This window comes from Streptomyces sp. NPDC044571, from assembly GCF_040647115.1.
In the GTDB taxonomy this organism is placed as follows: domain Bacteria; phylum Actinomycetota; class Actinomycetes; order Streptomycetales; family Streptomycetaceae; genus Streptomyces.
This window is the reverse complement of the sequence record NZ_JBEZBN010000014.1, coordinates 89,863-112,083: the sequence shown is the minus strand read 5'-3', so window position 1 is coordinate 112,083 and position 22,221 is coordinate 89,863. Positions and strand designations below refer to the sequence as shown.

Annotated in this window: 20 protein-coding genes and 1 tRNA gene; 10 read left to right on the top strand and 11 right to left on the bottom strand. The window is 72.0% G+C overall.

Annotated features, from left to right (window positions below):
• The first annotated feature begins 122 nt into the window (after positions 1–122).
• The 5 genes from AB0B01_RS10400 to AB0B01_RS10380 all read left to right on the top strand — a co-directional run bounded on the left by AB0B01_RS10400 (position 123) and on the right by AB0B01_RS10380 (position 6,338).
• Entirely contained in the window at positions 123–890 is a 768-nt protein-coding gene (locus AB0B01_RS10400; protein WP_361715335.1) for an IclR family transcriptional regulator, read from the top strand.
• A 316-nt stretch (positions 891–1,206) separates the two neighbouring features.
• Positions 1,207–1,989 carry an MIP/aquaporin family protein gene (locus AB0B01_RS10395; protein WP_361715332.1) on the top strand — a complete coding sequence of 261 codons (783 nt, stop codon included), beginning with the start codon at positions 1,207–1,209 and terminating at the stop codon, positions 1,987–1,989.
• A 77-nt stretch (positions 1,990–2,066) separates the two neighbouring features.
• On the top strand, positions 2,067–3,593 hold the full coding sequence (gene glpK, locus AB0B01_RS10390) for a glycerol kinase GlpK (RefSeq protein ID WP_361715329.1): 1,527 nt from the start codon (positions 2,067–2,069) through the stop codon (positions 3,591–3,593).
• 39 nt (positions 3,594–3,632) lie between these two features.
• Positions 3,633–5,240, top strand: coding sequence for a glycerol-3-phosphate dehydrogenase/oxidase (locus AB0B01_RS10385; RefSeq protein WP_361715326.1), 1,608 nt, complete (start codon positions 3,633–3,635; stop codon positions 5,238–5,240).
• Positions 5,241–5,366: 126 nt separating this feature from the next.
• Positions 5,367–6,338 (top strand): PAC2 family protein, encoded by a 972-nt coding sequence (locus tag AB0B01_RS10380; protein WP_361715323.1) that lies wholly within the window; start codon positions 5,367–5,369, stop codon positions 6,336–6,338.
• Positions 6,339–6,417: 79 nt separating this feature from the next.
• Here AB0B01_RS10380 and mshC read toward each other — a convergent pair whose 3' ends face one another.
• From mshC to AB0B01_RS10360, 4 genes are all read right to left on the bottom strand, one after another.
• Complete coding sequence (gene mshC, locus AB0B01_RS10375) at positions 6,418–7,647, bottom strand: cysteine--1-D-myo-inosityl 2-amino-2-deoxy-alpha-D-glucopyranoside ligase (protein ID WP_361715320.1); 1,230 nt, start codon at positions 7,645–7,647, stop codon at positions 6,418–6,420.
• 110 nt (positions 7,648–7,757) lie between these two features.
• Positions 7,758–8,594 carry an SCO1664 family protein gene (locus tag AB0B01_RS10370; protein WP_361715317.1) on the bottom strand — a complete coding sequence of 279 codons (837 nt, stop codon included), beginning with the start codon at positions 8,592–8,594 and terminating at the stop codon, positions 7,758–7,760.
• Complete coding sequence (locus AB0B01_RS10365) at positions 8,558–9,148, bottom strand: DUF3090 domain-containing protein (protein WP_356849691.1); 591 nt, start codon at positions 9,146–9,148, stop codon at positions 8,558–8,560. Before AB0B01_RS10365 ends, AB0B01_RS10370 begins: the two co-directional genes overlap by 37 nt.
• Before the next feature lie 62 nt (positions 9,149–9,210).
• Positions 9,211–9,948: a histidine phosphatase family protein gene (locus tag AB0B01_RS10360; RefSeq protein ID WP_361715313.1), complete on the bottom strand. Its 738-nt coding sequence runs from the start codon at positions 9,946–9,948 to the stop codon at positions 9,211–9,213.
• A 54-nt stretch (positions 9,949–10,002) separates the two neighbouring features.
• On the opposite strand from AB0B01_RS10360, the gene corA reads away from it, so the two are divergent.
• On the top strand, positions 10,003–10,995 hold the full coding sequence (gene corA / locus AB0B01_RS10355) for a magnesium/cobalt transporter CorA (protein ID WP_361715310.1): 993 nt from the start codon (positions 10,003–10,005) through the stop codon (positions 10,993–10,995).
• Between the two features lie 42 nt (positions 10,996–11,037).
• Here the strand turns inward: corA and AB0B01_RS10350 are convergent, their stop codons facing one another.
• Positions 11,038–11,826, bottom strand: a complete 789-nt coding sequence (locus AB0B01_RS10350; RefSeq protein ID WP_361715307.1) for a ferritin-like domain-containing protein — start codon at positions 11,824–11,826, stop codon at positions 11,038–11,040.
• 240 nt (positions 11,827–12,066) lie between these two features.
• Complete coding sequence (locus AB0B01_RS10345) at positions 12,067–13,116, bottom strand: LLM class F420-dependent oxidoreductase (protein WP_361715304.1); 1,050 nt, start codon at positions 13,114–13,116, stop codon at positions 12,067–12,069.
• Positions 13,117–13,216: 100 nt separating this feature from the next.
• On the opposite strand from AB0B01_RS10345, the gene AB0B01_RS10340 reads away from it, so the two are divergent.
• Both AB0B01_RS10340 and AB0B01_RS10335 read left to right on the top strand, forming a co-directional pair.
• A complete protein-coding gene (locus tag AB0B01_RS10340; protein ID WP_361715301.1) occupies positions 13,217–14,209 on the top strand; it encodes an aldo/keto reductase in 993 nt (330 codons plus the stop codon).
• Positions 14,206–16,650 (top strand): helix-hairpin-helix domain-containing protein, encoded by a 2,445-nt coding sequence (locus tag AB0B01_RS10335; RefSeq protein ID WP_361715298.1) that lies wholly within the window; start codon positions 14,206–14,208, stop codon positions 16,648–16,650. Before AB0B01_RS10340 ends, AB0B01_RS10335 begins: the two co-directional genes overlap by 4 nt.
• A gap of 73 nt (positions 16,651–16,723) precedes the next feature.
• On the opposite strand, the gene AB0B01_RS10330 is transcribed toward AB0B01_RS10335, so the two are convergent.
• Positions 16,724–17,392 (bottom strand): hypothetical protein, encoded by a 669-nt coding sequence (locus tag AB0B01_RS10330; protein WP_361715295.1) that lies wholly within the window; start codon positions 17,390–17,392, stop codon positions 16,724–16,726.
• A 47-nt stretch (positions 17,393–17,439) separates the two neighbouring features.
• Between AB0B01_RS10330 and AB0B01_RS10325 the strand changes: the two genes are divergently transcribed.
• Entirely contained in the window at positions 17,440–17,628 is a 189-nt protein-coding gene (locus AB0B01_RS10325; protein WP_031146791.1) for a DUF5703 family protein, read from the top strand.
• 51 nt (positions 17,629–17,679) lie between these two features.
• Here AB0B01_RS10325 and AB0B01_RS10320 read toward each other — a convergent pair whose 3' ends face one another.
• From AB0B01_RS10320 to AB0B01_RS10310, 3 genes are all read right to left on the bottom strand, one after another.
• On the bottom strand, positions 17,680–18,507 hold the full coding sequence (locus AB0B01_RS10320; protein ID WP_361715292.1) for a chaplin: 828 nt from the start codon (positions 18,505–18,507) through the stop codon (positions 17,680–17,682).
• Between the two features lie 94 nt (positions 18,508–18,601).
• The gene (locus AB0B01_RS10315) at positions 18,602–18,835 is read right to left on the bottom strand and encodes a chaplin (RefSeq protein WP_361715289.1); all 234 of its coding nucleotides are present in this window, start codon (positions 18,833–18,835) and stop codon (positions 18,602–18,604) included.
• Between the two features lie 129 nt (positions 18,836–18,964).
• Positions 18,965–20,290: a M20/M25/M40 family metallo-hydrolase gene (locus AB0B01_RS10310; RefSeq protein ID WP_361715286.1), complete on the bottom strand. Its 1,326-nt coding sequence runs from the start codon at positions 20,288–20,290 to the stop codon at positions 18,965–18,967.
• A 186-nt stretch (positions 20,291–20,476) separates the two neighbouring features.
• On the opposite strand from AB0B01_RS10310, the gene AB0B01_RS10305 reads away from it, so the two are divergent.
• Positions 20,477–20,564, top strand: a tRNA-Leu gene (locus AB0B01_RS10305).
• 118 nt (positions 20,565–20,682) lie between these two features.
• Here AB0B01_RS10305 and AB0B01_RS10300 read toward each other — a convergent pair.
• Positions 20,683–22,119: an amino acid permease gene (locus AB0B01_RS10300; protein WP_361715283.1), complete on the bottom strand. Its 1,437-nt coding sequence runs from the start codon at positions 22,117–22,119 to the stop codon at positions 20,683–20,685.
• Between the last annotated feature and the right edge of the window lie 102 nt (positions 22,120–22,221).

The following is a 22,221-nucleotide window of genomic DNA, read 5'->3' as shown; positions in this document are numbered from 1 at the left end:
CGCGGGGTCCGCAAGAGGTCTCCCGGCCGTCGGCGGGCTGAACGCGCGCCCAACCATGCACAGAGTCGACATCGGCCGATAGTGTTCAGCATTGTCGAACTACGTCAGCAGGAGGCTGCACGATGGCACGGAACATCCAGTCGCTCGAACGAGCCGCTGCGATGCTGCGGCTCCTGGCGGGCGGTGAGCGCCGCTTGGGTCTGTCGGACGTGGCCGGCGCGCTGGGGCTCGCCAAGGGGACGGCGCACGGGATCCTGCGCACCCTCCAGGCCGAGGGCTTCGTGGAGCAGGACCCGGCCTCCGGCCGCTATCAGCTGGGCGCGGAGCTGCTGCGCCTGGGCAACAGCTACCTCGACGTGCACGAGCTGCGGGCCCGGGCGCTGGTGTGGACGGACGACCTGGCGCGGGCGAGCGGCGAGAGCGTGTACGTGGGGGTGCTCCACAAGAGCGGGGTGCTGATCATGCACCACGTCTTCCGGCCGGACGACAGCCGCCAAGTGCTGGAGGTGGGCGCCATGCAGCCGCTGCACTCCACGGCCCTGGGCAAGGTGCTGTCGGCGTACGATCCCGTCGCCCACACGGAGGCGGTCGAGGTGGAGCGGGAGGCGTTCACGCCCCGCACGGTGACGGACGCCGCCGGCTTCGAAGAGATCCTGGACCTGACCCGGGCGCGCGGCTGGGCCTCCGACGTGGAGGAGACGTGGGAGGGCGTCGCCTCGGTGGCGGCCCCCATCCACGACCGGCGGCGGATGCCGGTCGGCGCGGTGGCGGTCGCGGGGGCCGTGGAGCGGGTCTGCGGGGAGGGCGGGGAGCCCCGGGCGAGCCTGGTCGCGTCGGTGCGGGATTGTGCGCGGTCGGTTTCGCGCGACCTCGGTGCAGGCCGGTTCTGACCTTGCTTTGAGTGCATCCAGGGCGACTCTGGTCGCCATCTGGTTGCACTTGGCCATTTTTCGATCGGCAATTGGCTGAATTTGGGCGATCGCACCGAGCGGTAACGATCCGGATCTGTGACCTGCCCAACCCTTGACGCGTTCTTCACCAGGGCGGAAAACTGCCGTTCATCGGTCGGCATTGTCGAACACCTACCGGCAATACGCGCTAGGGTGTGACAAGCCAAGGACCGGTGCAGCACTCACCGAGTGCGGTGGACCACCGGAGGGACCCGGTGTCCGCCCACCCCCTGGACGTAAGACAAAGGAGTCGCGGGTGTCCAGCTCCGACATCTTCATCGGCGAGACCATCGGTACCGCCCTGCTCACCCTGCTCGGCGGTGGCGTCTGCGCCGCCGTCACGCTCAAGAGCTCCAAGGCCCGCAACGCGGGATGGCTCGCGATCACCTTCGGCTGGGGTTTCGCCGTCCTGATCGCCGCGTACGTGTCCGCGCCCCTCTCCGGCGCCCACCTCAACCCCGCGGTCACCGTCGGCATAGCCGTCAAGACCGGCGAGTGGGGCGACGTGCCGGTCTACCTCGCGGCCCAGCTGCTCGGCGCCATGATCGGCGCGGTCCTGATGTGGGCCACGTACTACGGACAGTTCCGGGTGCACCTGGCGGACCCGGAGCACATCCGTGACGCCAAGCTCGGCCCCGAAGACCCGCACCCGCACGACGTGGCCGGCCCGGTGCTCGGGATCTTCTCCACCGGACCCGAGATCCGCAACGTCGTCCAGAACCTGCTCACCGAGATCATCGGCACCGCCGTCCTGATCCTGGCGATCCTCACCCAGGGGCTCCAGGACGACGGCAAGGGCCTCGGCGTCATCGGCGTCCTGATCACCTCCTTCGTGGTCGTCGGCATCGGCCTCTCCCTCGGCGGACCGACCGGTTACGCCATCAACCCGGTGCGCGACCTCGGCCCCCGCATCGTCCACGCCCTGCTGCCGCTGCCCCACAAGGGTGGCTCGGACTGGGGATACTCCTGGATCCCGGTCGTCGGCCCGCTCGTCGGTGCCGTCGTCGCCGGCGGTCTGTACAACATCGCGTTCGCCTGATCAGAACCGGCACGATCGCAAGATCCGCACCGTCACACTGATTCCGCCTACTTCGACACCTGCCAGGAGCAGCCACCATGACCAGCAGCACCGGCCCCTTCATCGCCGCGATCGACCAGGGCACCACGTCCTCCCGCTGCATCGTCTTCGACCGCGACGGCCGCATCGTCGCCGTCGACCAGAAGGAGCACGAGCAGATCTTCCCGAAGCCGGGCTGGGTCGAGCACGACGCCACCGAGATCTGGACCAACGTCCAGGAGGTCGTCGCCGGGGCCATCGCCAAGGCCGAGATCACCGCGGCCGACGTCAAGGCCGTCGGCATCACCAACCAGCGCGAGACCACGCTCCTGTGGGACAAGAACACCGGCGAGCCGGTGCACAACGCGCTGGTCTGGCAGGACACCCGCACCGACACCCTGTGCAAGGAGCTCGGCCGCAACGTCGGCCAGGACCGCTTCCGCCGCGAGACCGGCCTGCCGCTGGCGAGCTACTTCGCGGGTCCGAAGGTCCGCTGGCTGCTCGACAACGTCGAGGGCCTGCGCGAGCGGGCCGAGGCCGGCGACATCCTCTTCGGAACCATGGACTCCTGGGTCATCTGGAACCTGACCGGCGGCGTCCAGGGCGGTGTGCACGTCACCGACGTCACCAACGCCTCGCGCACCATGCTGATGAACCTCCACACGCGGGAGTGGGACGAGCGCATCGCCGAGTCCATGGAGGTCCCGCTCAACGTCCTCCCCGAGATCCGGTCCTCCGCCGAGGTCTACGGCCACGTCAAGGAAGGCGTGCTCGCCGGTGTCCCGGTCGCCTCGGCGCTCGGTGACCAGCAGGCCGCCCTGTTCGGCCAGACCTGCTTCTCCGAGGGCGAGGCGAAGTCCACGTACGGCACCGGCACGTTCATGCTGATGAACACCGGCGACAAGATCATCAACTCCTACAGCGGGCTGCTGACCACGGTCGGCTACCAGATCGGCGACGAGAAGCCGGTCTACGCCCTGGAGGGCTCCATCGCCGTCACCGGCTCGCTCGTCCAGTGGATGCGCGACCAGATGGGCCTGATCAAGTCCGCGGCCGAGATCGAGACGCTGGCCTCCTCCGTCGAGGACAACGGCGGCGCCTACTTCGTGCCCGCCTTCTCCGGCCTGTTCGCCCCGTACTGGCGCTCCGACGCCCGCGGTGTGATCGCCGGCCTGACCCGGTACGTCACCAAGGCGCACATCGCCCGTGCCGTGCTGGAGGCCACCGCCTGGCAGACCCGCGAGATCACCGACGCCATGACCAAGGACTCGGGCGTCGAGCTCACGGCCCTCAAGGTCGACGGCGGCATGACCTCCAACAACCTGCTGATGCAGACCCTCTCGGACTTCCTGGACGCCCCCGTGGTGCGCCCGATGGTCGCCGAGACCACCTGCCTCGGCGCCGCCTACGCCGCCGGCCTGGCCGTCGGCTTCTGGCCCGACACCGACGCCCTGCGCGCCAACTGGCGCCGCGCGGCGGAGTGGACCCCGCGGATGCCCGCAGAGCAGCGGGACCGCGAGTACAAGAACTGGCTCAAGGCCGTCGAGCGGTCCATGGGCTGGATCGACGACGAAGACGCCAGCTGACCGCATTCAGCTGAGTCAATCGACGAGGAGCTAAAAGATATGAGCACCCTGCAGAGCGTTCCCGCACTGGGTTCGCACCCGACCGCCGGCTCGAACGCGAGCCGTGCCGAGACCCGTGAGCAGCTGGCGAAGGCCACGTACGACCTGCTGGTCATCGGCGGTGGAATCCTGGGCACCTCGGTGGCCTGGCACGCCGCGCAGTCGGGTCTGCGGGTTGCCATGGTGGACGCCGGCGACTTCGCCGGCGCCACCTCCTCGGCCTCTTCCAAGCTGGTCCACGGCGGCCTGCGCTACCTGCAGACCGGCGCGGTCAAGCTGGTCGCCGAGAACCACCACGAGCGGCGGGTGCTGGCCAAGGACGTGGCCCCGCACCTGGTCAACCCGCTCACCTTCTACCTGCCGGTCTACAAGGGCGGTCCGGTGGGTGCGGCCAAGCTGGGCGCGGGCGTCTTCGCCTACTCCGCCCTCTCGGCCTTCGGCGACGGCATGGGCAAGGTCATATCCCCGGCCCGTGCCGTCGCCGACAACCCCGGCCTGAAGACGGACAACCTGAAGGCCGTCGCGGTCTACTACGACCACCAGATGAACGACTCCCGCGTCGCCGTCATGACGGTCCGCGCGGCCGTCGAGTCGGGTGCCGTCGTCCTCAACCACGCCGAGGTCACCGGACTGCGCACCACGCGCGGCCGGGTCAGCGGAGCCGAGCTCAAGGACCGCCTGGACGGCACCGAGTTCGGGGTGGACGCGCGCGTCGTGCTCAACGCCACCGGCCCGTGGGTGGACCACCTGCGGCGCATGGAAGACAAGCACTGCATGCCGTCGATCCGCCTGTCCAAGGGCGCGCACATCGTCATGAAGCGCAAGTCGCCCTGGAAGGCCGCCATGGCCACCCCGATCGACAAGTACCGCATCACCTTCGCCCTGCCGTGGGAGGACCAGCTCCTGCTCGGCACCACCGACGAGGTCTACGAGGGCGACCCGGCGGACGTGCGCGCCACCGAGAAGGACATCCAGCAGATCCTGGACGAGGCCGCGTTCTCCATCAAGGACCCCGACCTCGACCGTTCGCTGATGACGTACGCCTTCGCGGGCCTGCGGGTGCTGCCCGGCGGTCCCGGCGGGGTCGAGAAGGCCAAGCGGGAGACGGTCGTCTCCGAGGGCGCCGGCGGCATGCTGTCGGTGGCCGGCGGCAAGTGGACGACGTACCGCCACATCGGCCGCGTGGTCATGGACAAGCTCGCCAAGCTCCCGGGCAGCCCGCTGACCGAGGACATGGAGCCGGTGAAGTCGCTGGTACGCCGGGTGCCGCTGCCCGGTGTCGCCAACCCGAACGCGGTGGCGCACCGACTGCTGGTGGACCGCGAGCCGGGCACCCGGATGGACCCGCTGACCGCGCGCCACCTGGCCTCGCACTACGGCTCCCTCGCCTTCGACATCGCGCGCCTGGCGAACGAGGACCCGGCGCTGGCCGAGCGGATCCACCCGGACGGGCCGGAGATCTGGGCGCAGGTCGCGTACGCCCGGGACAACGAGTGGGCCGAGACGGTCGACGACGTGCTGCGCCGCCGGACGACGGTGGTGGTCCGCGGCCTGGACGACGCCTCCGTGCGGGCCCGGGTCGAAGAGATGCTGAGCCGTAAGGCATAGCTCTCCCGCAGGTGGGGAAGAGGGGCGGTTCCGGGGGAACCGCCCCTCTGTCGTGGGCTGTGGCTGGTGTCCCCACAAGGATTAGGCTGAGCCACGTACACAAGGGAACTTCGGAAGGAGACCTGGGTGATCGAGCTTGAGGGCGTGCCCGAGCTGATCGACCCGGTCATGGTGGCCGCGTTCGAGGGCTGGAACGACGCGGGTGACGCGGCCTCCGGTGCGGTCGCGCACCTGGACCGGGAATGGAAGGGAGAGGTCTTCGCTGCGCTGGACGCCGAGGACTACTACGACTTCCAGGTCAACCGGCCGACGGTGTGGCTGGACAACGGGGTACGGAAGATCACGTGGCCGACGACGCGCCTGTCGGTGGTCCGGATCGGCGGCTCCAAGCCGCGTGACCTCGTGCTCGTACGGGGCATCGAACCCTCCATGCGGTGGCGGTCGTTCTGCAACGAGATCCTGGGCTTCGCGCACGAGCTGGGCGTGGAGATGGTGGTGATCCTGGGGGCGCTGCTGGGCGACACGCCGCACACCCGGCCGGTGCCGGTGAGCGGGGTGACCTCGGATCCGGACCTGGCGCGGACCATGGACCTGGAGGAGACCAAGTACGAGGGCCCGACGGGCATCGTGGGCATCCTCCAGGAGGCCTGTACGCATGCGGGTGTCCCGGCGGTGTCGCTGTGGGCGGCGGTCCCCCACTACGTCTCGCAGCCGCCGAACCCGAAGGCGACGCTGGCCCTCCTGAACCGGCTGGAGGATCTGATCGACCTCAGGATCCCGCTGGGCGAACTGCCGGAGGACGCACGGGCGTGGCAGTTGGGCGTGGACCAACTCGCCGCCGAGGACAGCGAGGTGGCGGAGTACGTCCAGACGCTGGAGGAGGCGCGGGACACGGCCGACCTTCCGGAGGCTTCCGGGGACGCCATCGCCCGGGAGTTCGAACGGTACTTGCGCCGGCGCGACCCGGCCGCGGAAGCCGGCGACGGCTCGTACCTGCGGGACACGGCGAGCGGTCTGACGCGCCCTCCGAAGCGCAAGCCGGACCCCTCCGGGGAAGAGCCCGCCGCCCCGGACGAGGACGACACCCCCGAGCAGTAGGACGCAGCAGGACGGCACGCCGATGCCCCCGGGCCCGAAGAAGGGGCCGCGGGGGCATCGGTGCAGCGGGCGGAAGGCGCTAGAGGGCCACGCCCAGCAGGGCGTCGACCGTGCGGGAGACCAGGCCCGGGGCGGATTCGTCCTCGCCGCCGGAGGCGAGCTGCTGCTCGACCCAGCGGTCCACGGCCGCGAGCGCCGCCGGGGCGTCCAGGTCGTTCGACAGCGCCGCCCGGACCTCCTCGACCAGGGCGTCGGCCGGGAGGCCGTCGGGCCGGGACACGGCCGCGCGCCAGCGGTCCAGGCGGGCCACCGCCTCCTCCAGCACGGAGTCGGTCCATTCCCAGTCGGCCCGGTAATGGTGGGCGAGCAGCGCGAGGCGGATGGCCGCCGGGTCGACCCCGGCCCTGCGCAGCGCCGAGACGAAGACCAGGTTGCCCTTCGACTTCGACATCTTCTGGCCGTGCAGGGCGACCATGCCCGCGTGGACGTACGCCTTGGCCATCGGGTACTCGCCCGTCAGGACCTGGGCGTGCGAGGCGCCCATCTCGTGGTGCGGGAAGGCCAGGTCGGAGCCGCCGCCCTGGATGTCGAAGCCCATGCCGAGGTGGTCGAGGGCAATGGCGACGCACTCGATGTGCCAGCCGGGCCGGCCACGGCCCAGCGTGCCGCCGTCCCAGCTCGGCTCGCCCGGGCGGGCGGCCATCCACAGCATCGGGTCCAGCGGGTTCTTCTTGCCCGGGCGCTCCGGGTCGCCGCCGCGCTCGGCCGACAGCAGCCGCATCGCCTCGGCGTCGAGGCGGGAGACCGCGCCGAAGTGGGGGTCGGACTCCACCGAGAAGTAGACGTCGCCGTCCAGCTCGTACGCCGCTCCCGCGTCCCGCAGCCGCTCCACCAGCGGCACGATGCCCGGTATGGCCTCGACCGCGCCGATGTAGTGCTGCGGGGGCAGGATCCGCAGGGCGGTCATGTCCTCGCGGAACAGGGCCGTCTCGCGTTCGGCGAGCGCGGTCCAGTCGTGGCCGTCGCGCTGCGCCCGCTCCAGCAGCGGATCGTCCACGTCCGTGACGTTCTGGACGTAGTGGACCTGGCGCTTGGTGTCGAGCCACACGCGCTGTACGAGGTCGAACGCGTTGTAGGTCGCCGCGTGACCGATGTGGGTCGCGTCGTACGGGGTGATGCCGCAGACGTAGATACGGGCGACGGGACCGGGGTCGAGGGTGATCGTCCCCTGGGTCGCGGTGTCGTGGATCTGGAGGTCGCGGCCCTTGCCGGGCAGGGCGGGGACCTCAGAAGCGGGCCAGGCATGCATGTGTCGAGCCTAACCGGACGCGTGTTCCGGAAACGAACCGGACCTGCACTGTTGGCTTGATCGGCACTCTTGCGGTCTGGCCGGTTCTGTGCGTCCCGGCCGTGGCCGGATCAGACCGGCGGCCAGGGGATCGACGGCCACTGCCCGGAGGGCTGCGGATGCACTCCGGTGAGCAGCAGCCGCTCCACCCGCGCCCGTACGGCGGCCAGCTCGACCGGCGTGATGAGTTGGGCCATCCGGGTGGCGAGCGGTTCCCCCTCGGCGAGCCGGGAGCGCAGGGAGCCCAGCACCTCGCGCGCCTCGTCCGTGAGCGGTTCGCCCGCCCAGCCCCACAGCAGGGTCCGCAGTTTGTCCTCCGTGTGGAAGGTCACCCCGTGGTCGATGGCGTAGAGCCGGCCGTCGGCGGCGGGCAGCAGGTGGCCGCCCTTGCGGTCGCCGTTGTTGATCACGGCGTCGAGTACGGCGAGCCTGCGCAGCCGCAGGTCGTCGGCGTGCACGAGCAGGGCCGTGCGGCCGTCCCCCACCTCTGCGAGGGCGACCGTCTTCCAGCCCTCACCGGCCTCCTCGCCCTCCACCAGTGCGAGCAGTTCCGCCCCGGGGGCCTGCCCCGCCTCGATCCACTGCTGGACCATGCCCTCCCCGTACGGCCCGTCGCGCAGCACGGTGGGGGGCACCAGGCCCCAGCCGGTGGCCTCGGAGACCAGGTAGGCGGCGACCTCGCGCTGGGCGAGGCTGCCGTCGGGGAAGTCCCACAGCGGGCGCTCGCCCTTGACCGGTTTGTAGACGCAGTCGGTGCTCACGCCCTCGTACGCCACCGTGCACAGCAGCACGGCGTTGGACGCCTCGCGAATGCGTCCGACGACCGTGAGCTCACCCTTGGTGAGCAGCTCCTCGCGTTCCCCCGTCGCGGTCACACCTGGCGCCGGTAGCCGTTCTGCCGGGGGCACACGTGGCCCTCGGGGTCCAGCGGCAGGCTGCACAGCGGGCACGGCGGGCGGCCGGCGTTGACCACGTCGAGGGCCCGCTTGGCGAAGGCGCGGGCCTGCGCGCCGGTGAGGCGGACCCGCAGCATCGGCGGGCCGTTCTCCTCGTCTTGGAGCAGCCGCTCCTCCGCCTCGGCGAGATCCTCCTCCGAGTCGACCTCCAGCTCGACGAGGGCCTGCGCCTCCACGATCATCCGCTGCTCCTCGCCGTCCCAGGCGAGGGCCATGGTGCCGACGCGGAACTCCTCGTCGACCGGGACGTCCAGCGGCGCGGTGTCGGTGGCCTCGGCGGGGGCGACGGCGGGGACCGGCGCGTTGCCGCCGGTGCGCCGTACGACCTCGTCCAGCAGCTCGTCCATCCGCTCGGCCAGCGCGGCGACCTGGGTCTTCTCCAGGGAGACGCTCGTGACGCGGGGGCCGGAGGAGGCCTGCAAGAAGAACGTACGGCGTCCCGGCAGACCGACCGTGCCGGCCACGAAGCGGTCCGGCGGGTCGTAGAGGAACACCTGACGGGGCACGTCCAGTCTCCAAGTCTCGGCGGCGGGTTGTGTAGGCCCATCCACCCTACTGCGCCGTTCGATCAGGCCGCGCCCGCGCCGCCTCCCACGACCGCGTTCCCGCCGTCCTCGGTCGCGCTCTCGAACGTGGCGGTGTCGGCGGCAGCGGCGTCCGGCGCGGGTGCGGGCCGCGGGGTGAGCGAGCCGAAGTCCCCCGTGTCGCCGAGGCGGAGCAGGAACGGCCGGGTCGGCGTGTAGCGGACGGCGGTGACCGAGCAGGGGTCCACGTGGATGCGCTGGAAGAGGTCCAGGTGCATGCCGAGGGCGTCCGCGACAAGGGACTTGATGATGTCCCCGTGCGAGCACATCAGGAAGACGGCGTCGCTGCCGTGCTGCTCCTCGACCCGCGCGTTCCACTCCCGTACGGCGTCCACGGCGCGCGCCTGCATGGCGCGCATCGACTCGCCACCCGGGAACGCGGCGGCCGAGGGGTGCTGCTGGACGATCTTCATCAGGGGTTCGTCGGAGAGTTCGGAGAGTTTGCGGTTCGACCAGTCGCCGTAGTGGCACTCGCCGATCCGCTCGTCGGTGTGCAGCGCCAGCTCCGGCCGGGCGGCGAGCAGCGGGGCCAGGGTCTCCCGGCAGCGCTGCAGCGGGCTGGTGACTGCGGCGGCGATCGGCACCTCGGCGAGCCGTCCGGGCAGTGCGGCGGCCTGCTCGGCGCCGCGCTCGTCGAGCGCCACCCCGGGGGTCCATCCGGCGAGCAGCCCTGCGGTGTTGGCGGTGGACCGCCCGTGTCGTACGAGGATCAGCGTGGCCATGGCGCAAGCCTAAGCGCTGGTGCCGTTGTGCGGGCTGGGCGCGGACAGGGGAGAATGCCCGGCGTGATTGTCGACTGCGCGATGTACCGGGACGGCCGCCGCTCCCCTGCGCCCGGGGACTTCTCGGACGCCCTCGACGAGGCGCGGGCGACCGGTGACGCCTTCCTCTGGGTCGGCATGCACGAGCCGACGGAGGAGGAGTTCGAGCACGTCAGCCGCGAGTTCGGGCTGCACAAGCTGGCCGTCGAGGACGCGCTGACCGCGCATCAGCGCCCCAAGCTGGAGGTGTACGACGACTCGCTGTTCGTCGTCCTGAAGCCGGTGGTGTACGACGACGACGCGGCCACGGTGACCACCGGCGAGCTGATGGTCTTCATCGGCGACTCCTTCGTGGTCACGGTCCGGCACGGCGAAGGGGCGGCGCTGGCCGCCGTACGCCACCGGCTGGAGCAGGAGCCGGAGGTGCTGCGGCACGGCCCGACGGCGGTGCTGTACGCGGTGTCGGACGCGGTGGTCGACCACTACATCGAGGTGGCGGCCGAGCTCCAGGCGGACCTGGAGGAGCTGGAGGCGGAGGTCTTCGCCCCGCACGCGACGGACACCAAGAACACCGCCGCCCGGATCTACGGCTTCAAGCGGCAGGTACTGGAGTTCCGCAGGGCGACGAGCCCCCTGCTCCAGCCGATGGACCGGCTGGCCTTCGGGAACGTGCCGTTCGTGCACGAGCACGCGCTGCCGTTCTTCCGCGACGTCGCCGACCACCTCACCAAGGCCAACGAGTACATCGAGGGCCTGGACCGGCTGCTCTCCGACGCGCTGGCCGCGCACCTGGCGCAGATGGGCGTCCGGCAGAACGACGACATGCGCAAGATCTCGGCCTGGGCGGCCATAGCGGCGGTCCCGACGATGGTGGCGGGGATCTACGGGATGAACTTCGACCACATGCCGGAGCTCCGGCACGCCTGGGGGTATCCGGGGGTGCTGGTGGTGATGGCCGTGGCGTGCCTGGGCCTGTACCGGCTGTTCAAGAGCCGCGGCTGGCTCTGAGCGCCGCTCCCGCCCGGGATGGCTGCGAGGGGCGAATCCCGCTCAGGCGAGTCCGGGAACGCCGGTGGGGGCGCCGTCCAGGGCGCCCAGCCGCTCCGGCAGGCGCAGGCTGATCATCCGGTGCCAGCCGGCGAACCGCTCGTACGCGTACGTCCCGCGGATGCCGGTGGCCAGGGCGGCGGACTTGGCCGCGGGCCAGTGCAGCAGCCGGCCCATGTGGTCCATGACGGCGAGGCTGACGTCGCGGTAGACGACGATCTCGACGAGGGCGCTCTCGCGCAGCACCCGGTGGATGGTCCGCCCGTGTCCCTCGCGGGCGAGGCGGAGCAACTCCTCGTGGCAGTAGGAGAGGTGGTTGTCCTCGTCGTGGCTGATCTTGCGGATGGCCCTGCCGACCTCGGGGTGGTCCCCGAAGTGCTTCACGAGCATGGTCATCTGGTCGGCGGCGCGCTGTTCCGTGACCCGGCTGTGCGCGAGGTAGACGACGATGTCCTCCTCGGTCAGCGGCTCGTCGCGGCGCAGCTTCTCGTGCGTGAGGCCGATGCCGCGCCGCTCCAGCAGCATGGTGTAGTCGGTCTCGGGCGGTACGGGGACGGCCGGCAGGCCCCTCTTGCGCAGCAGGGCCCGGAAGATCCGGCCGTGTTTGTCCTCGTCGGCTCCGTGCCGGGTGATCTTGGGCGCGAGGTCGCGCATGCTGTCGGGCACCAGGGCCGCGATCCTGGCGTTCTCCCAGCCACCCTGTGACTCCCCGCTGGCGGCGATGGAGCAGAAGAGCTGGAAGGAGTCGTCGTGGTCGACGATCTCCTGGAACAGGCTGCGGGCAGAGAGCATGCATCGAGTCAAGGGCCGATTCCGGGAGCGGGCAACCGGATGGCGGGGCCGCTCGGCCGAATGAGCGAGTACGGCGGACGGGGCCCGGGGCGTAACCCGGCGGGCCCCGCACGCGTTGTGCGGGGTGTCGGCCGTGGCGGGGAAGACCCCCGAGCCCCCACCACGGCCGCAGGCTTCCCGCCCACGCGCCGGCCCTGCTCGGCGGTCGGCCGGAGACCGCGCGTCGGCCCGGGCCGGCGGTCAGGCGAGGCCGGCGCGCTCCAGGGCTTCGGATCCGGTGCGCAGGGCGGTGATCCGCTCCTCCAGGGTGAAGCCGGCCGGGGCGAGCGTGAGCGTGGTGACCCCGGCCTCGGCGTAGGCCCGCATGCCGTCCGCGATCCGCTCGACGGAGCCGAGCAGGGTGGTGGAGTCGATCAGCGCATGCGGGACGGCCGCGGCGGCGCCCGTCTTGTCGCCCGCCAGGTACTTGTCCTGGATCTCGGCGGCTTCCTTCTCGTAGCCCATGCGCTGGGCGAGCTGGTTGTAGAAGTTCTGCTTCCGGCTGCCCATGCCGCCGACGTACAGGGCGGTGTACGGGCGGAACATGTCGGCCAGGGCGCCGACGTCCTCGCCGACGGCCAGCGGCACCGTCGGGCACACGTCGAAGCCGTCCATCGTCAGCCCGGCCTTCTCGCGGCCGGCCCGGATGTGGGTGAGGGCGGTGGCCTCCAGGTGCTCGGCGGCCGGGAAGATCAGCAGGGCGCCGTCGGCGATCTCGCCGGTCTGCTCCAGGTTCTTCGGGCCGATGGCGGCGATGTAGAGCGGGATGTGCTCGCGCTCCGGGTGCACGGTGAGCTTGATCGGCTTGCCGGGGCCGCCGGGCAGCGGGAGGGTCCAGTGCTCGCCCTCGTAGGTCAGCCGCTCACGGGTCATCGCCTTGCGGACGATCTCCACGTACTCCCGCGTCCGGGCGAGCGGCCTGTCGAACTTCACGCCGTACCAGCCCTCCGAGACCTGGGGGCCGGAGACGCCGAGGCCGAGCCGGAAGCGGCCCTTGGTGAGCGAGTCCAGGGTGGCGGCCGTCATGGCCGTCATCGCGGGCTGGCGGGCCGGGATCTGCATGATCGCCGAGCCGACGTCGATGCGCTCGGTCTGGGCCGCGACCCAGGCCAGCACCGTGGGGGCGTCCGAGCCGTAGGCCTCGGCGGCCCAGCAGACGTCATAGCCGAGGCGGTCGGCCTCCTGGGCGACGGCCAGGTTGTCGGCGTCCATGCCAGCGCCCCAGTAGCCGAGATTGATGCCGAGCCGCATGTGTCGTCCCCTTACCGGTTTACCGATCAGTAACGTTCGTGTGCCGGGACTGTAGCGTGCCCGGCTCCGGGGCGGCAGTGCCCCAGTAGTCTCAGCGTTCATGGAGCAGAGGCATCTCGGCCGCACCGGACTGCGCGTGTCCCGGCTCGGCCTCGGCACCCTGACCTGGGGCCGGTCCGCGGAGGGACCGGACGAGTCGGGCGCGGCAGAGCAGTTGAAGACGTTCTGGGAGGCGGGCGGGACGCTCGTCGACACCGCCGACGTGTACGGGGGCGGGGAGGCGGAGTACATCCTCGGGCAGCTCATCGGCGGGCTCGTGCCCCGCCGGGACCTGGTCATCGCGACCAAGGCGGGCAGCGTGCCGGATCCCGAGCGGCGCTTCGACGGTTCGCGCGGCCATCTGCTGGCCGCGCTCGACGACTCCCTGGCGCGGCTGGGCACGGACCACGTGGACCTGTGGCAGGTCCACGCCTTCGACCCGTCGACCCCGCTGGAGGAGACCCTCCAGGCGCTGGACCTGGCGGTGAGCAGCGGCCGGGCCCGGTACGCGGGCGTGTCCGGCTTCAGCGGCTGGCAGCTGGCGAAGGCGGCGACCTGGCAACTGGCGGCGCCGGGGGTGCGGACGCGGCTCGCCTCGACCCAGATGGAGTACTCCCTCCTCCAGCGGGGCGTGGAACGGGAGGTCCTCCCGGCCGCCCTGGACCTGGGTGTCGGCCTGCTCCCCTCCTCGCCGCTGGGCCGCGGGGTGCTGACGGGCAAGTACCGGGACGGCATCCCGGCGGACTCCCGCGGCGCCTCGGCCGCGATGGGCGGCTTCGTGGACCCGTACCTGGACGATGCGGCGAGCCGGATCGTGGACGCGGTGGCCACGGCGGCCCACGGCCTCGCGGTGACCCCCCTGCAGGTCGCCCTGGCGTGGGTCAGAGACCGGCCGGGGGTGGTCGCGCCGATCGTCGGTGCGCGGACGTCCGCGCAGCTCGGGGCGGCTCTGTCGGTGGAGGCCCTTAGTCTTCCGGAGGAGATCTGCCGGGCGCTGGACGATGTGTCGGCGCCCGTGCACCGCTATCCCGATCAGGACTGGAGCACGCTGTGAGTACGGACCGCCACGCCGCTGCCGCGGACCAACCGGCCCCCGACGCCGCGGCCGGCCACAAGGCCCCGCACGGCGAACCCGCGGCCGCACCCGACCCGCAGCCCGACCCCGCCCCGTCGTCCGCCCAAGCGGGGCCCGAGGCGGAGCCCGCGCACGCGGGAGCCGAGCCCGCACATGACGGAGCCGAGGACGGGGCCGAGTCCTTGACGGGCGAAGCCGGGGCCCAGGCCGAACCCGCGCACGACGAAGCGGCGGGCGAAGCCGAGCCCGCACACGGCGAAGCCGGGGACGGGGACGAGCCCGTGCGCGGCGGAGCCGGGGACACGGGGGCCGAGGCCCCGGACGGGGCAGCGGGCCGCCCGGGGGCCGAAGGCGCGGGCTCCGCCGGGCACGGCGAGGACGGAAGCGGGGGGCCGGGGGCGGAGCCCCCGGTTTCGGGAAGGGGCGGGGTGGGGGAAGGCCCCGCAGGGTCGGACACAGGCGCGGAGGACCCGGCCGCGGCACCGGTGCTCAGCGAGGCCGAGGCCGAACTGGCCGCGCAGAAGATCGAGCGGGAGCGCATCGCCCGGCGCAAGGCGGAGCGGCAGGCCCCGGTCGACGCGGGCGGCAAGCTCAGCGGCAAGGCCGCCGACCTGCTGGCCGCCGTACGGGCCGTGGAGAGCGGCGAGAAGCCGGCCCCGCGCTACTTCGACGAGGCCCCGACCGCACCCCGCAAGCCGGCCCCGGCCGCCCCCGCCGCCCCGGTGGCTCCCCCCGCGCCGTCCAGGCCCGCTCCCCCGGCGAGCCCCGCGGCCGTCGAGGGCGTGCGCAGCGTGCTCGCCCGGGGCGGCGCCCCGGAGGCCCTGGCCGGACCCGCTGCCACCGCCCTCGGCGAGGACGCCGCCGAGCAGCTCACCGAGAACCCCTGGCGGCTCCTCGCGCTCGCCGGCATCCGCCCCACGCAGGCCGACGGCTTCGCCCGCGCCCTCCTCGGCCCCGAGGCCGGGCCCGGGGACGAGCGGCGCGCCGCCGCCCTTGTGGGCTGGCTCCTGGAGCAGGCCGCGCTCAAGGGGCACACCGCCCTGGAGGCGCCGGTGCTGCGGTCGGCCCTCGCCCAGTACGGCGTGCCGGACCCCGACCACGCCCTGGAGGAGGCCATCGGCGACGGCGCGGTGCTGGTCTTCCACGAACCGCTCGGCCCGCCGCCCGCAGAGGGTGAGGAAGCGCCCGTACGGATCCTCGTGGGCCTTGAGGGATACGCCCTGGCCGAGGAGAGCCTGGCCGACGGCCTGGCCCGGCTCGCCAACACCTTCGACGCCCCCGCCGACTGGGACGAGGCCGCCACCGGCCCGGGCGCCGAGCTGATCCGAGCCGTCGCCGCCCACGGCCTGGTCACCCACACCGGAGGCGAGGCCGCCCGCGCCGAGCCGCTGGCCCTGGTGGCGGCCGCCCGGGAGCTGGGCCTGCGCGTCTGCCTCGCCGCGCACGCGCCCGCGCCCGGGTCCGTCACCGTGGCGGATCTGCTCGCCGGGTCGCAGGGGCCCGGCCGGGACGCCGACGGGCAGTTCGCACTGGACCTGCTCGTCGTGCTGGACGCGCCGCAGCTGGACGTGGAGACCGCGGCCGCGCTCGTCGAGTCCGTGCCCGACGGGGCCCGCCTGGTGCTGTCCGGGGACCCGGGCGTCCTGGGATCCGCCGGACCGGGCCGGGTGTTCGCCGATGTGCTGGCGGCCCGCGCCTTCCCGCAGCCGGTCTCCCGCACCCCCGACCCCGGCCCCCTCGGGGAGCTCGTCTCCGGGATCGGGATCGGTGAGCTGAACCAGGTCGACGCCCCCGGCAAGGAGGTCGTCATCGTGCCCGTGCGCGACGCCGGGGAAGCGGTGCACCGCACGGTGCAGCTCGTGGCCGAGTCGGTGCCACGCGCCTTCGGGATCCCGGCGGAGGCCGTCCAGGTGATCACACCGGGCCACGGCGGCTCGGCGGGCACCCGCGCCCTGAACGCGGCCCTCAAGGAACGGCTGAACCCCGGCCCCGGCCGGTTCGGCGGTTTCGACCCCGGCGACCGGGTCGTGCAGGTGCCCTCGCCCGGGCGGGCCGTGCCGGCGACGGTGGTCTCGGCCGACGCGGAGGGGCTCCACCTGGACGCCGCGGGCGGGCGGATCCTCGTACCGAGGGAGCAGGTGGAGTCGCAGGTGCGGCACGGCTGGGCGGTGACGGCGCACCAGGCCGTCGGCGCGCGCTGGCCGGCGGTGGTCGTCGTCCTGCCCGGTGACGCGGCCCAGGCCCTGTCGCGGGACTGGGTGTACACCGCGTTCGGCCGGGCCGAGCGACACCTGTCCGTGGTGCACGGCGTCGACCAGGCACTGGCGCACGCCGTCGCGCAGGAGCTGCCGAAGCCGCGTACGACCCGGCTGACGGGTCTGCTGCGGGCCCTCGTGGCGGCGCAGGAGCAGCCGGAGTAGCGCGCCTGCGGCCCCGTCCCGCGAGGGGACGGGGCCGCAGGACCGGCAGCGGGGGCGCTCAGGCCGGGGCGGATCAGGCCGGGGCCAGCCCCGGAAGCTCCGTCGCCTCGTCGTCCTCTTCCTCGTCGTCCACCTCGTGCTCGTCGACTTCTTCGTCGTCGAAGACGGAGCTGATGTCGAAGCGGTGCAGCACGTCCTCCTGGTCGATGTCGCCGAAGGGCGAGCCCAGCCACTCCCCCGGTTCCGGGACGTCCTCGGCGGCGGCGATCCAGAGGGTGGAATCCCCTTCCTCCAGGCCGAACTCCTTGTAGCGGGAGGCGATCTCGTCCGGCTCGTACTCCCCGAAGAGCACGCCCAGCGCGCCCGCCGAGTCCTCCACGGGCTCGGCGTCCCGGTCGTGCGCAGCCACCCGCTGGGCCTGGGCGACCAGTCTCTGCGGTTCCACGACGGCGTAGTCGCGGCGGATGAGCACGCTGAAGGCGGTGGGCTCGGCGGGGCCGGTGTACGGGACTCCGTCCTCGGGCGTCGGGATCTCGAACGGGGTGACCTCGTCGTACCGGTCGTAGAGGAGTTCGTCGTACTCCTCGGCGGCTGCGGCGAGTTCGTTGAATGCGGCGTAGACGGCCGGGTCCTCGTCCCCGATCCTGCTCTCGACCGCGGCGAGGTGACGGTCGAGCGCGGCCTTGACCGCCTCGGCGGCGGCGCGTACCTCGGCAACAGTGGGCAGAGCGGCATCAGACATAGTGCAGACGCTATCCGTAGCAGGCGTGTGCCCGCACAATAGATGCGATGCCGGAATACGAATTTGTCGACGTGTACGTGCCCCGCGGCGTCCCTCGCAAGGAGGCGACCCGCCTGTTGACCGACCATGCCGAGTACGGGAACTGGGAGCTCGACCGCCTGACCCTGCACCGGGACGGCAGCCGCCGCGTGCGACTGCGCCGCCGGATCATCCGCCAGGTCCGGGCGACCTGGTGACGCGGTCCCCGTACGGACGTGCCGTACGGGGACACTTGTCCTGACAGTCCGTCAGGCCGCGTTGCGGGACCGGCGGTAGAGCACGGCTCCGGCCAGCAGCAAGCCGCCGGCGAGCGGGACGGCCACGCCGAGGGTGTCACCGGCACCGGTCGCGGCAAGACCCGCGCGCTGCCCGGGCGCGATCCCGGACCCCGTGCCGGGCCCCTGGCCGGGGGAGGCGGGGGTAGCCGGCGTACCGGGCCCGCCGGGAGTACCCGGCTGGCCGGGGGTGCCCGGAGTACCCGGCTGACCCGGAGTACCCGGCTGGCCGGGGGTGCCCGGATGGCCGGGGTGCTGCCCGCCGCCGGGGTGGCCCGGGGTGCCGGGCCGGCCGGGGTGCTCCGGGTTGCCGGGGTGTTCGGGGTGACCCGGCGTGCCCGGGTTGCCCGGGTGGTCCTCGTCGCACGGCTCGTCCGGCCCGTCGGGCCCGCCCGGCTGACCCGGGTGCCCGGGAGTGTCGGGGTGACCGGGAGTACCCGGGTGACCGGGAGTACCGGGGTGACCGGGAGTACCCGGGTGACCGGGAGTACCCGGGTGACCGGGGGTACCCGGATTGCCCGGGTGGTCCGTGCGGTCCGGGCCGTGGGAGCCGTTCGAACAGCGGTTCCCGAAGGCCGGGTTCAGGCCTCCCACCACCGTGACCGAATTGCCGCAGACGTTCACCGGCGCGTCCACCGGAGCCTGCACGTTGTTCCCGGACAGCACGCCCGGGGAGTTCGCGGCATGGCCGGAGGCGCCGGAATCCGCGTGTGCGTACCCTCCGCCCAGCGCGAGAACACCTCCTGCGGCCGCCATGGTGATCAGGGTCTTCCTGGTGGTGCCGGCTGCGTGTCGTCGCATGTGTGTGATCCCCCTGCTGTGTAAGAACCGGGCCCCAAAGCCCGGCAGCCCCGGAGCGCTGGAGTGCGCTCCGGGGCCGAAGACTTCAGGTACGTCAGTGGTTGACGCAGACGTTGCCGAAGGCCGGGTTCAGCAGGCCGACCACGTTCACCGTGTTACCGCACACGTTGATCGGGATGTGGATCGGAACCTGGACGACGTTGCCGGACAGGACACCGGGGGAGCCGGCGGCCACACCCGAGGCGTCCGCGTCGGCGGCGGCGATGCCCGCACCTGCGAGAACCAGACCACCGGTGGCGGCCGCAGCAGCGACAACCTTCTTGAGCATTGTTCCTCCTAGTTGGCAATGCGGTCCCAGCCGCGGACCGCACCACCTGTAACGAGGAAGGATCACCAGGGCTACGAGCGTATGAGCGCATTCACTCTTCTCAGTGGAATGCGCACACCTTCCCGAATCTCAGCAGTTGTCGATGAATCGGTCGAGCACCCGCACGCCGAACTTGAGGCCGTCCACCGGCACCCGCTCGTCCACCCCGTGGAACATCCCGGCGAAGTCGAGCTCCGGTGGCAGCTGCAGCGGCGCGAAACCGAAGCAGCGGATGCCCAGGTCGTCGAAGGACTTGGCGTCCGTGCCGCCCGAGAGCATGTACGGAACGGCGCGCGCGATCGGGTCCTCCGCCTTGAGGGCGCCCTGCATGGCGTCCACGAGCCTCCCGTCGAAGTCCGTCTCCAGGGCCTTGTCCCCGTGCACGTCCTCGCGCTTCACCCGCGGACCGAGGATCCGGTCGAGGTCGGCGAAGAACTCGTCCTCGTAACCGGGCAGGAAGCGCCCGTCCACGTGCGCGGTGGCCTGGCCGGGGATGACGTTGACCTTGTAGCCGGCGCCCAGCATCGTCGGGGCGGCCGAGTTCCTCAGGGTCGCGCCGACCATCTTGGCGATGCCGCCGAGCTTGGCGAGCGTCGCATCCATGTCGTCCGGGTCGAGGGGGGTGCCCAGGCCGTCCGAGAGCTCGTCCAGGAAGGACCGGACGGTCTTGGTCACGCGCACCGGCCACTGGTGGCGGCCGAGCCGGCCCACGGCCTCGCAGAGTTCCGTGATGGCGTTGTCGTTGTTCGTCATCGAGCCGTGGCCCGCGGTGCCCTCCACCGTGAGCCGCATCCAGTGCATGCCCTTCTGGGCCGTCTCCACCAGGTAGAGCCGCAGGTTCTCGTTGACGGTGAACGAGAAGCCGCCCACCTCGCCGATCGCCTCGGTGACCCCGTCGAACAGCTCCGGGTGCTTGTCCACCAGGTGCCGGGCGCCGTAGATGCCGCCCGCCTCCTCGTCGGCGAGGAAGGCCAGCACGATGTCCCGGGGTGGCTTGCGCCCGCTGCGCAGCCGGTCGCGTACGACGGCCAGCGTCATCGCGTCCATGTCCTTCATGTCGACGGCGCCGCGGCCCCACACGCAGCCGTCGGCGATCTCGCCCGCGAAGGGGTCGTACGTCCAGTCGGCCGCGTTCGCCGGCACCACGTCGGTGTGCCCGTGGATCAGCAGCGCCGGGCGCGAGGGGTCCTCCCCCTCGATCCGGGCGACGGTCGACGCGCGCCCCTTGTGGGACTCGAAGATCTGCGGCTCCAGCCCGACCTCGGCGAGCTTCTCGGCGACCCACTCGGCGGCCTTGCGCTCGCCCGGGCCGGAGTGGTCCCCGTAGTTGCTGGTGTCGATCCGGATGAGGTCCCGGCAGAGGTCGACGACCTCGTCCTCGCCGGAGACGGTCCTGCCCGCGCTCGAATCGCTCACGCTGCTTCCTCCCACTGATCGGTGCCGACTGCCTCCCCATCCTCCCGCTTCGGGCCGCCGACCCCAAGGGCGTTCCCCGGCCGCCGGGGGCTGCCGGGCCCCGGAGGGGGGTGTGATCGAGGACCCCGGAATGTTTGGTAATGTTTTCCACGTCGGAACGGCCCAGGGCCGCGAGACAGACACCTTGTCCGGGTGGCGGAATGGCAGACGCGCTAGCTTGAGGTGCTAGTGCCCTTTATCGGGCGTGGGGGTTCAAGTCCCCCCTCGGACACCAGCGAGAGAACCCCACATCATGTGGGGTTTTCTGCGTTTGCGCCCAGGCCTGACCCGGCCCGTCCGGGCCGACGGAAAGGACCCCGCCGTGGCGGGGTCCTTTCTCATGAGCGCGGGGGTCAGCGGCGGGCGGCGATCTCCGCGACCCGGCCGCGGACCAGGAACCAGCCGCCGACCAGTGCGGCGGCGATGGCGGGGACGCACAGCACCGTGGTGCGGCCGACGCCGCCGTCGCACCACATCAGGACCAGCACGGTGAGCAGGAACGCCAGCGTGATGATCTGGGTGTACGGGGCCCAGGGCAGGCGGTACGCGGGGCGCTCCAGGCTGCCCTGCTGCGCGCGGCGCCAGAAGTGGAGGGAACAGAGCATGACCATGCCCCAGGTGCCCAGGATGCCCAGCGAGGCGAAGTTGAGGACGAGCTCGAAGGCGTCCTTCGGCATGAGGTAGTTCAGCCCGACGCCGGCGAGGCCGAAGGCGGCGGTGAACAGGACGCCGCCGTAGGGCACCTTGCCCTTGTTCATGCGGGCGGTGAACTTCGGCGCGGAGCCGGACATGGCCATCGAGCGCAGGATGCGGCCGGTGGAGTAGAGGCCGGAGTTCAGGCTGGAGAGGGCCGCGGTCAGCACGACCAGGTTCATGATGCCGGCGGTGCCGGGGATGCCGAGCTTGTCGAAGACGGTGACGAAGGGGCTCTGGTCGCCGGAGTAGGCGGTGTACGGCAGGAGCATCGCGAGCAGGACGACGGAGCCGACGTAGAAGAGGCCGACGCGCCACATGATCGAGTTGATCGCCTTCGGCATGATCTTCTCGGGGTTCTCGGTCTCACCCGCGGCGACGCCGCACAGCTCGACGGAGGCGTAGGCGAAGACGACGCCCTGGACCACCAGGAGCATCGGCAGGACCCCGGACGGGAAGATGCCGCCGTTGTCGGTGATGGTGGACAGGCCCGGGGTGTGGCCGCCGATGTCGTGGCTGGTGGCGACGAGGTAGATCGCGACGACCAGGAAGACCGCAAGGGCGGCGACCTTGACGAGGGAGAACCAGAACTCCATCTCGCCGAAGTACTTCACCGAGATCAGGTTCGCGGTGAGGACGACGGCGAGGGCGATCAGGGCCAGGACCCACTGCGGGACGCTGGTGAACATCGACCAGAAGTGCGCGTAGGTCGCGGCGGCCGTGATGTCGGCCACAGTGGTGGTCGACCAGTTCAGGAAGTACAGCCAGCCGGCCGTGTAGGCGCCCTTCTCCCCCATGAACTCGCGCGCGTACGAGACGAACGCGCCGGAGGACGGGCGGTAGAGCACGAGCTCGCCCAGGGCCCGCACGACGAAGAAGGCGAAGATGCCGCACACCGCGTAGGCGATGGCGAGCGAGGGGCCCGCGTTGGCGAGCCGTCCGCCCGCGCCGAGGAACAGGCCGGTGCCTATCGCTCCGCCGATCGCGATCATGTTGATGTGGCGGGACTTGAGGTCCTTGCTGTAGCCCTCGTCGCCGGCGTCGACATGGCGGGAGGGCGCCGGGGCGGTGGCCTCGGTCAGGGTGCGGTCACTCATGTAGGACTTCGCCTTCGTGGGTGGGACAGGCAGGTCCGGGCGCCGCGCAGGGGAGCTGGGTGGTGTCACCTGTGCGGGTGGGCCGGTGGTTTTGTCGACACA

Bases quoted from the DNA above. Each gene is read 5' to 3' on its own strand.
- AB0B01_RS10340 (WP_361715301.1), top strand. From the start codon at position 13,217: ATGGAGCAGAGGCATCTCGGCCGCACCGGACTGCGCGTGTCCCGGCTC.
- AB0B01_RS10300 (WP_361715283.1), bottom strand. From the start codon at position 22,119: ATGAGTGACCGCACCCTGACCGAGGCCACCGCCCCGGCGCCCTCCCGC.
- glpK (WP_361715329.1), top strand. From the start codon at position 2,067: ATGACCAGCAGCACCGGCCCCTTCATCGCCGCGATCGACCAGGGCACC.
- AB0B01_RS10315 (WP_361715289.1), bottom strand. From the start codon at position 18,835: ATGCTCAAGAAGGTTGTCGCTGCTGCGGCCGCCACCGGTGGTCTGGTT.
- mshC (WP_361715320.1), bottom strand. From the start codon at position 7,647: ATGCATGCCTGGCCCGCTTCTGAGGTCCCCGCCCTGCCCGGCAAGGGC.
- AB0B01_RS10325 (WP_031146791.1), top strand. From the start codon at position 17,440: ATGCCGGAATACGAATTTGTCGACGTGTACGTGCCCCGCGGCGTCCCT.
- AB0B01_RS10320 (WP_361715292.1), bottom strand. From the start codon at position 18,507: ATGCGACGACACGCAGCCGGCACCACCAGGAAGACCCTGATCACCATG.
- AB0B01_RS10360 (WP_361715313.1), bottom strand. From the start codon at position 9,948: ATGGCCACGCTGATCCTCGTACGACACGGGCGGTCCACCGCCAACACC.
- corA (WP_361715310.1), top strand. From the start codon at position 10,003: ATGCCCGGCGTGATTGTCGACTGCGCGATGTACCGGGACGGCCGCCGC.
- AB0B01_RS10345 (WP_361715304.1), bottom strand. From the start codon at position 13,116: ATGCGGCTCGGCATCAATCTCGGCTACTGGGGCGCTGGCATGGACGCC.
- AB0B01_RS10400 (WP_361715335.1), top strand. From the start codon at position 123: ATGGCACGGAACATCCAGTCGCTCGAACGAGCCGCTGCGATGCTGCGG.
- AB0B01_RS10330 (WP_361715295.1), bottom strand. From the start codon at position 17,392: ATGTCTGATGCCGCTCTGCCCACTGTTGCCGAGGTACGCGCCGCCGCC.
- AB0B01_RS10350 (WP_361715307.1), bottom strand. From the start codon at position 11,826: ATGCTCTCTGCCCGCAGCCTGTTCCAGGAGATCGTCGACCACGACGAC.
- AB0B01_RS10385 (WP_361715326.1), top strand. From the start codon at position 3,633: ATGAGCACCCTGCAGAGCGTTCCCGCACTGGGTTCGCACCCGACCGCC.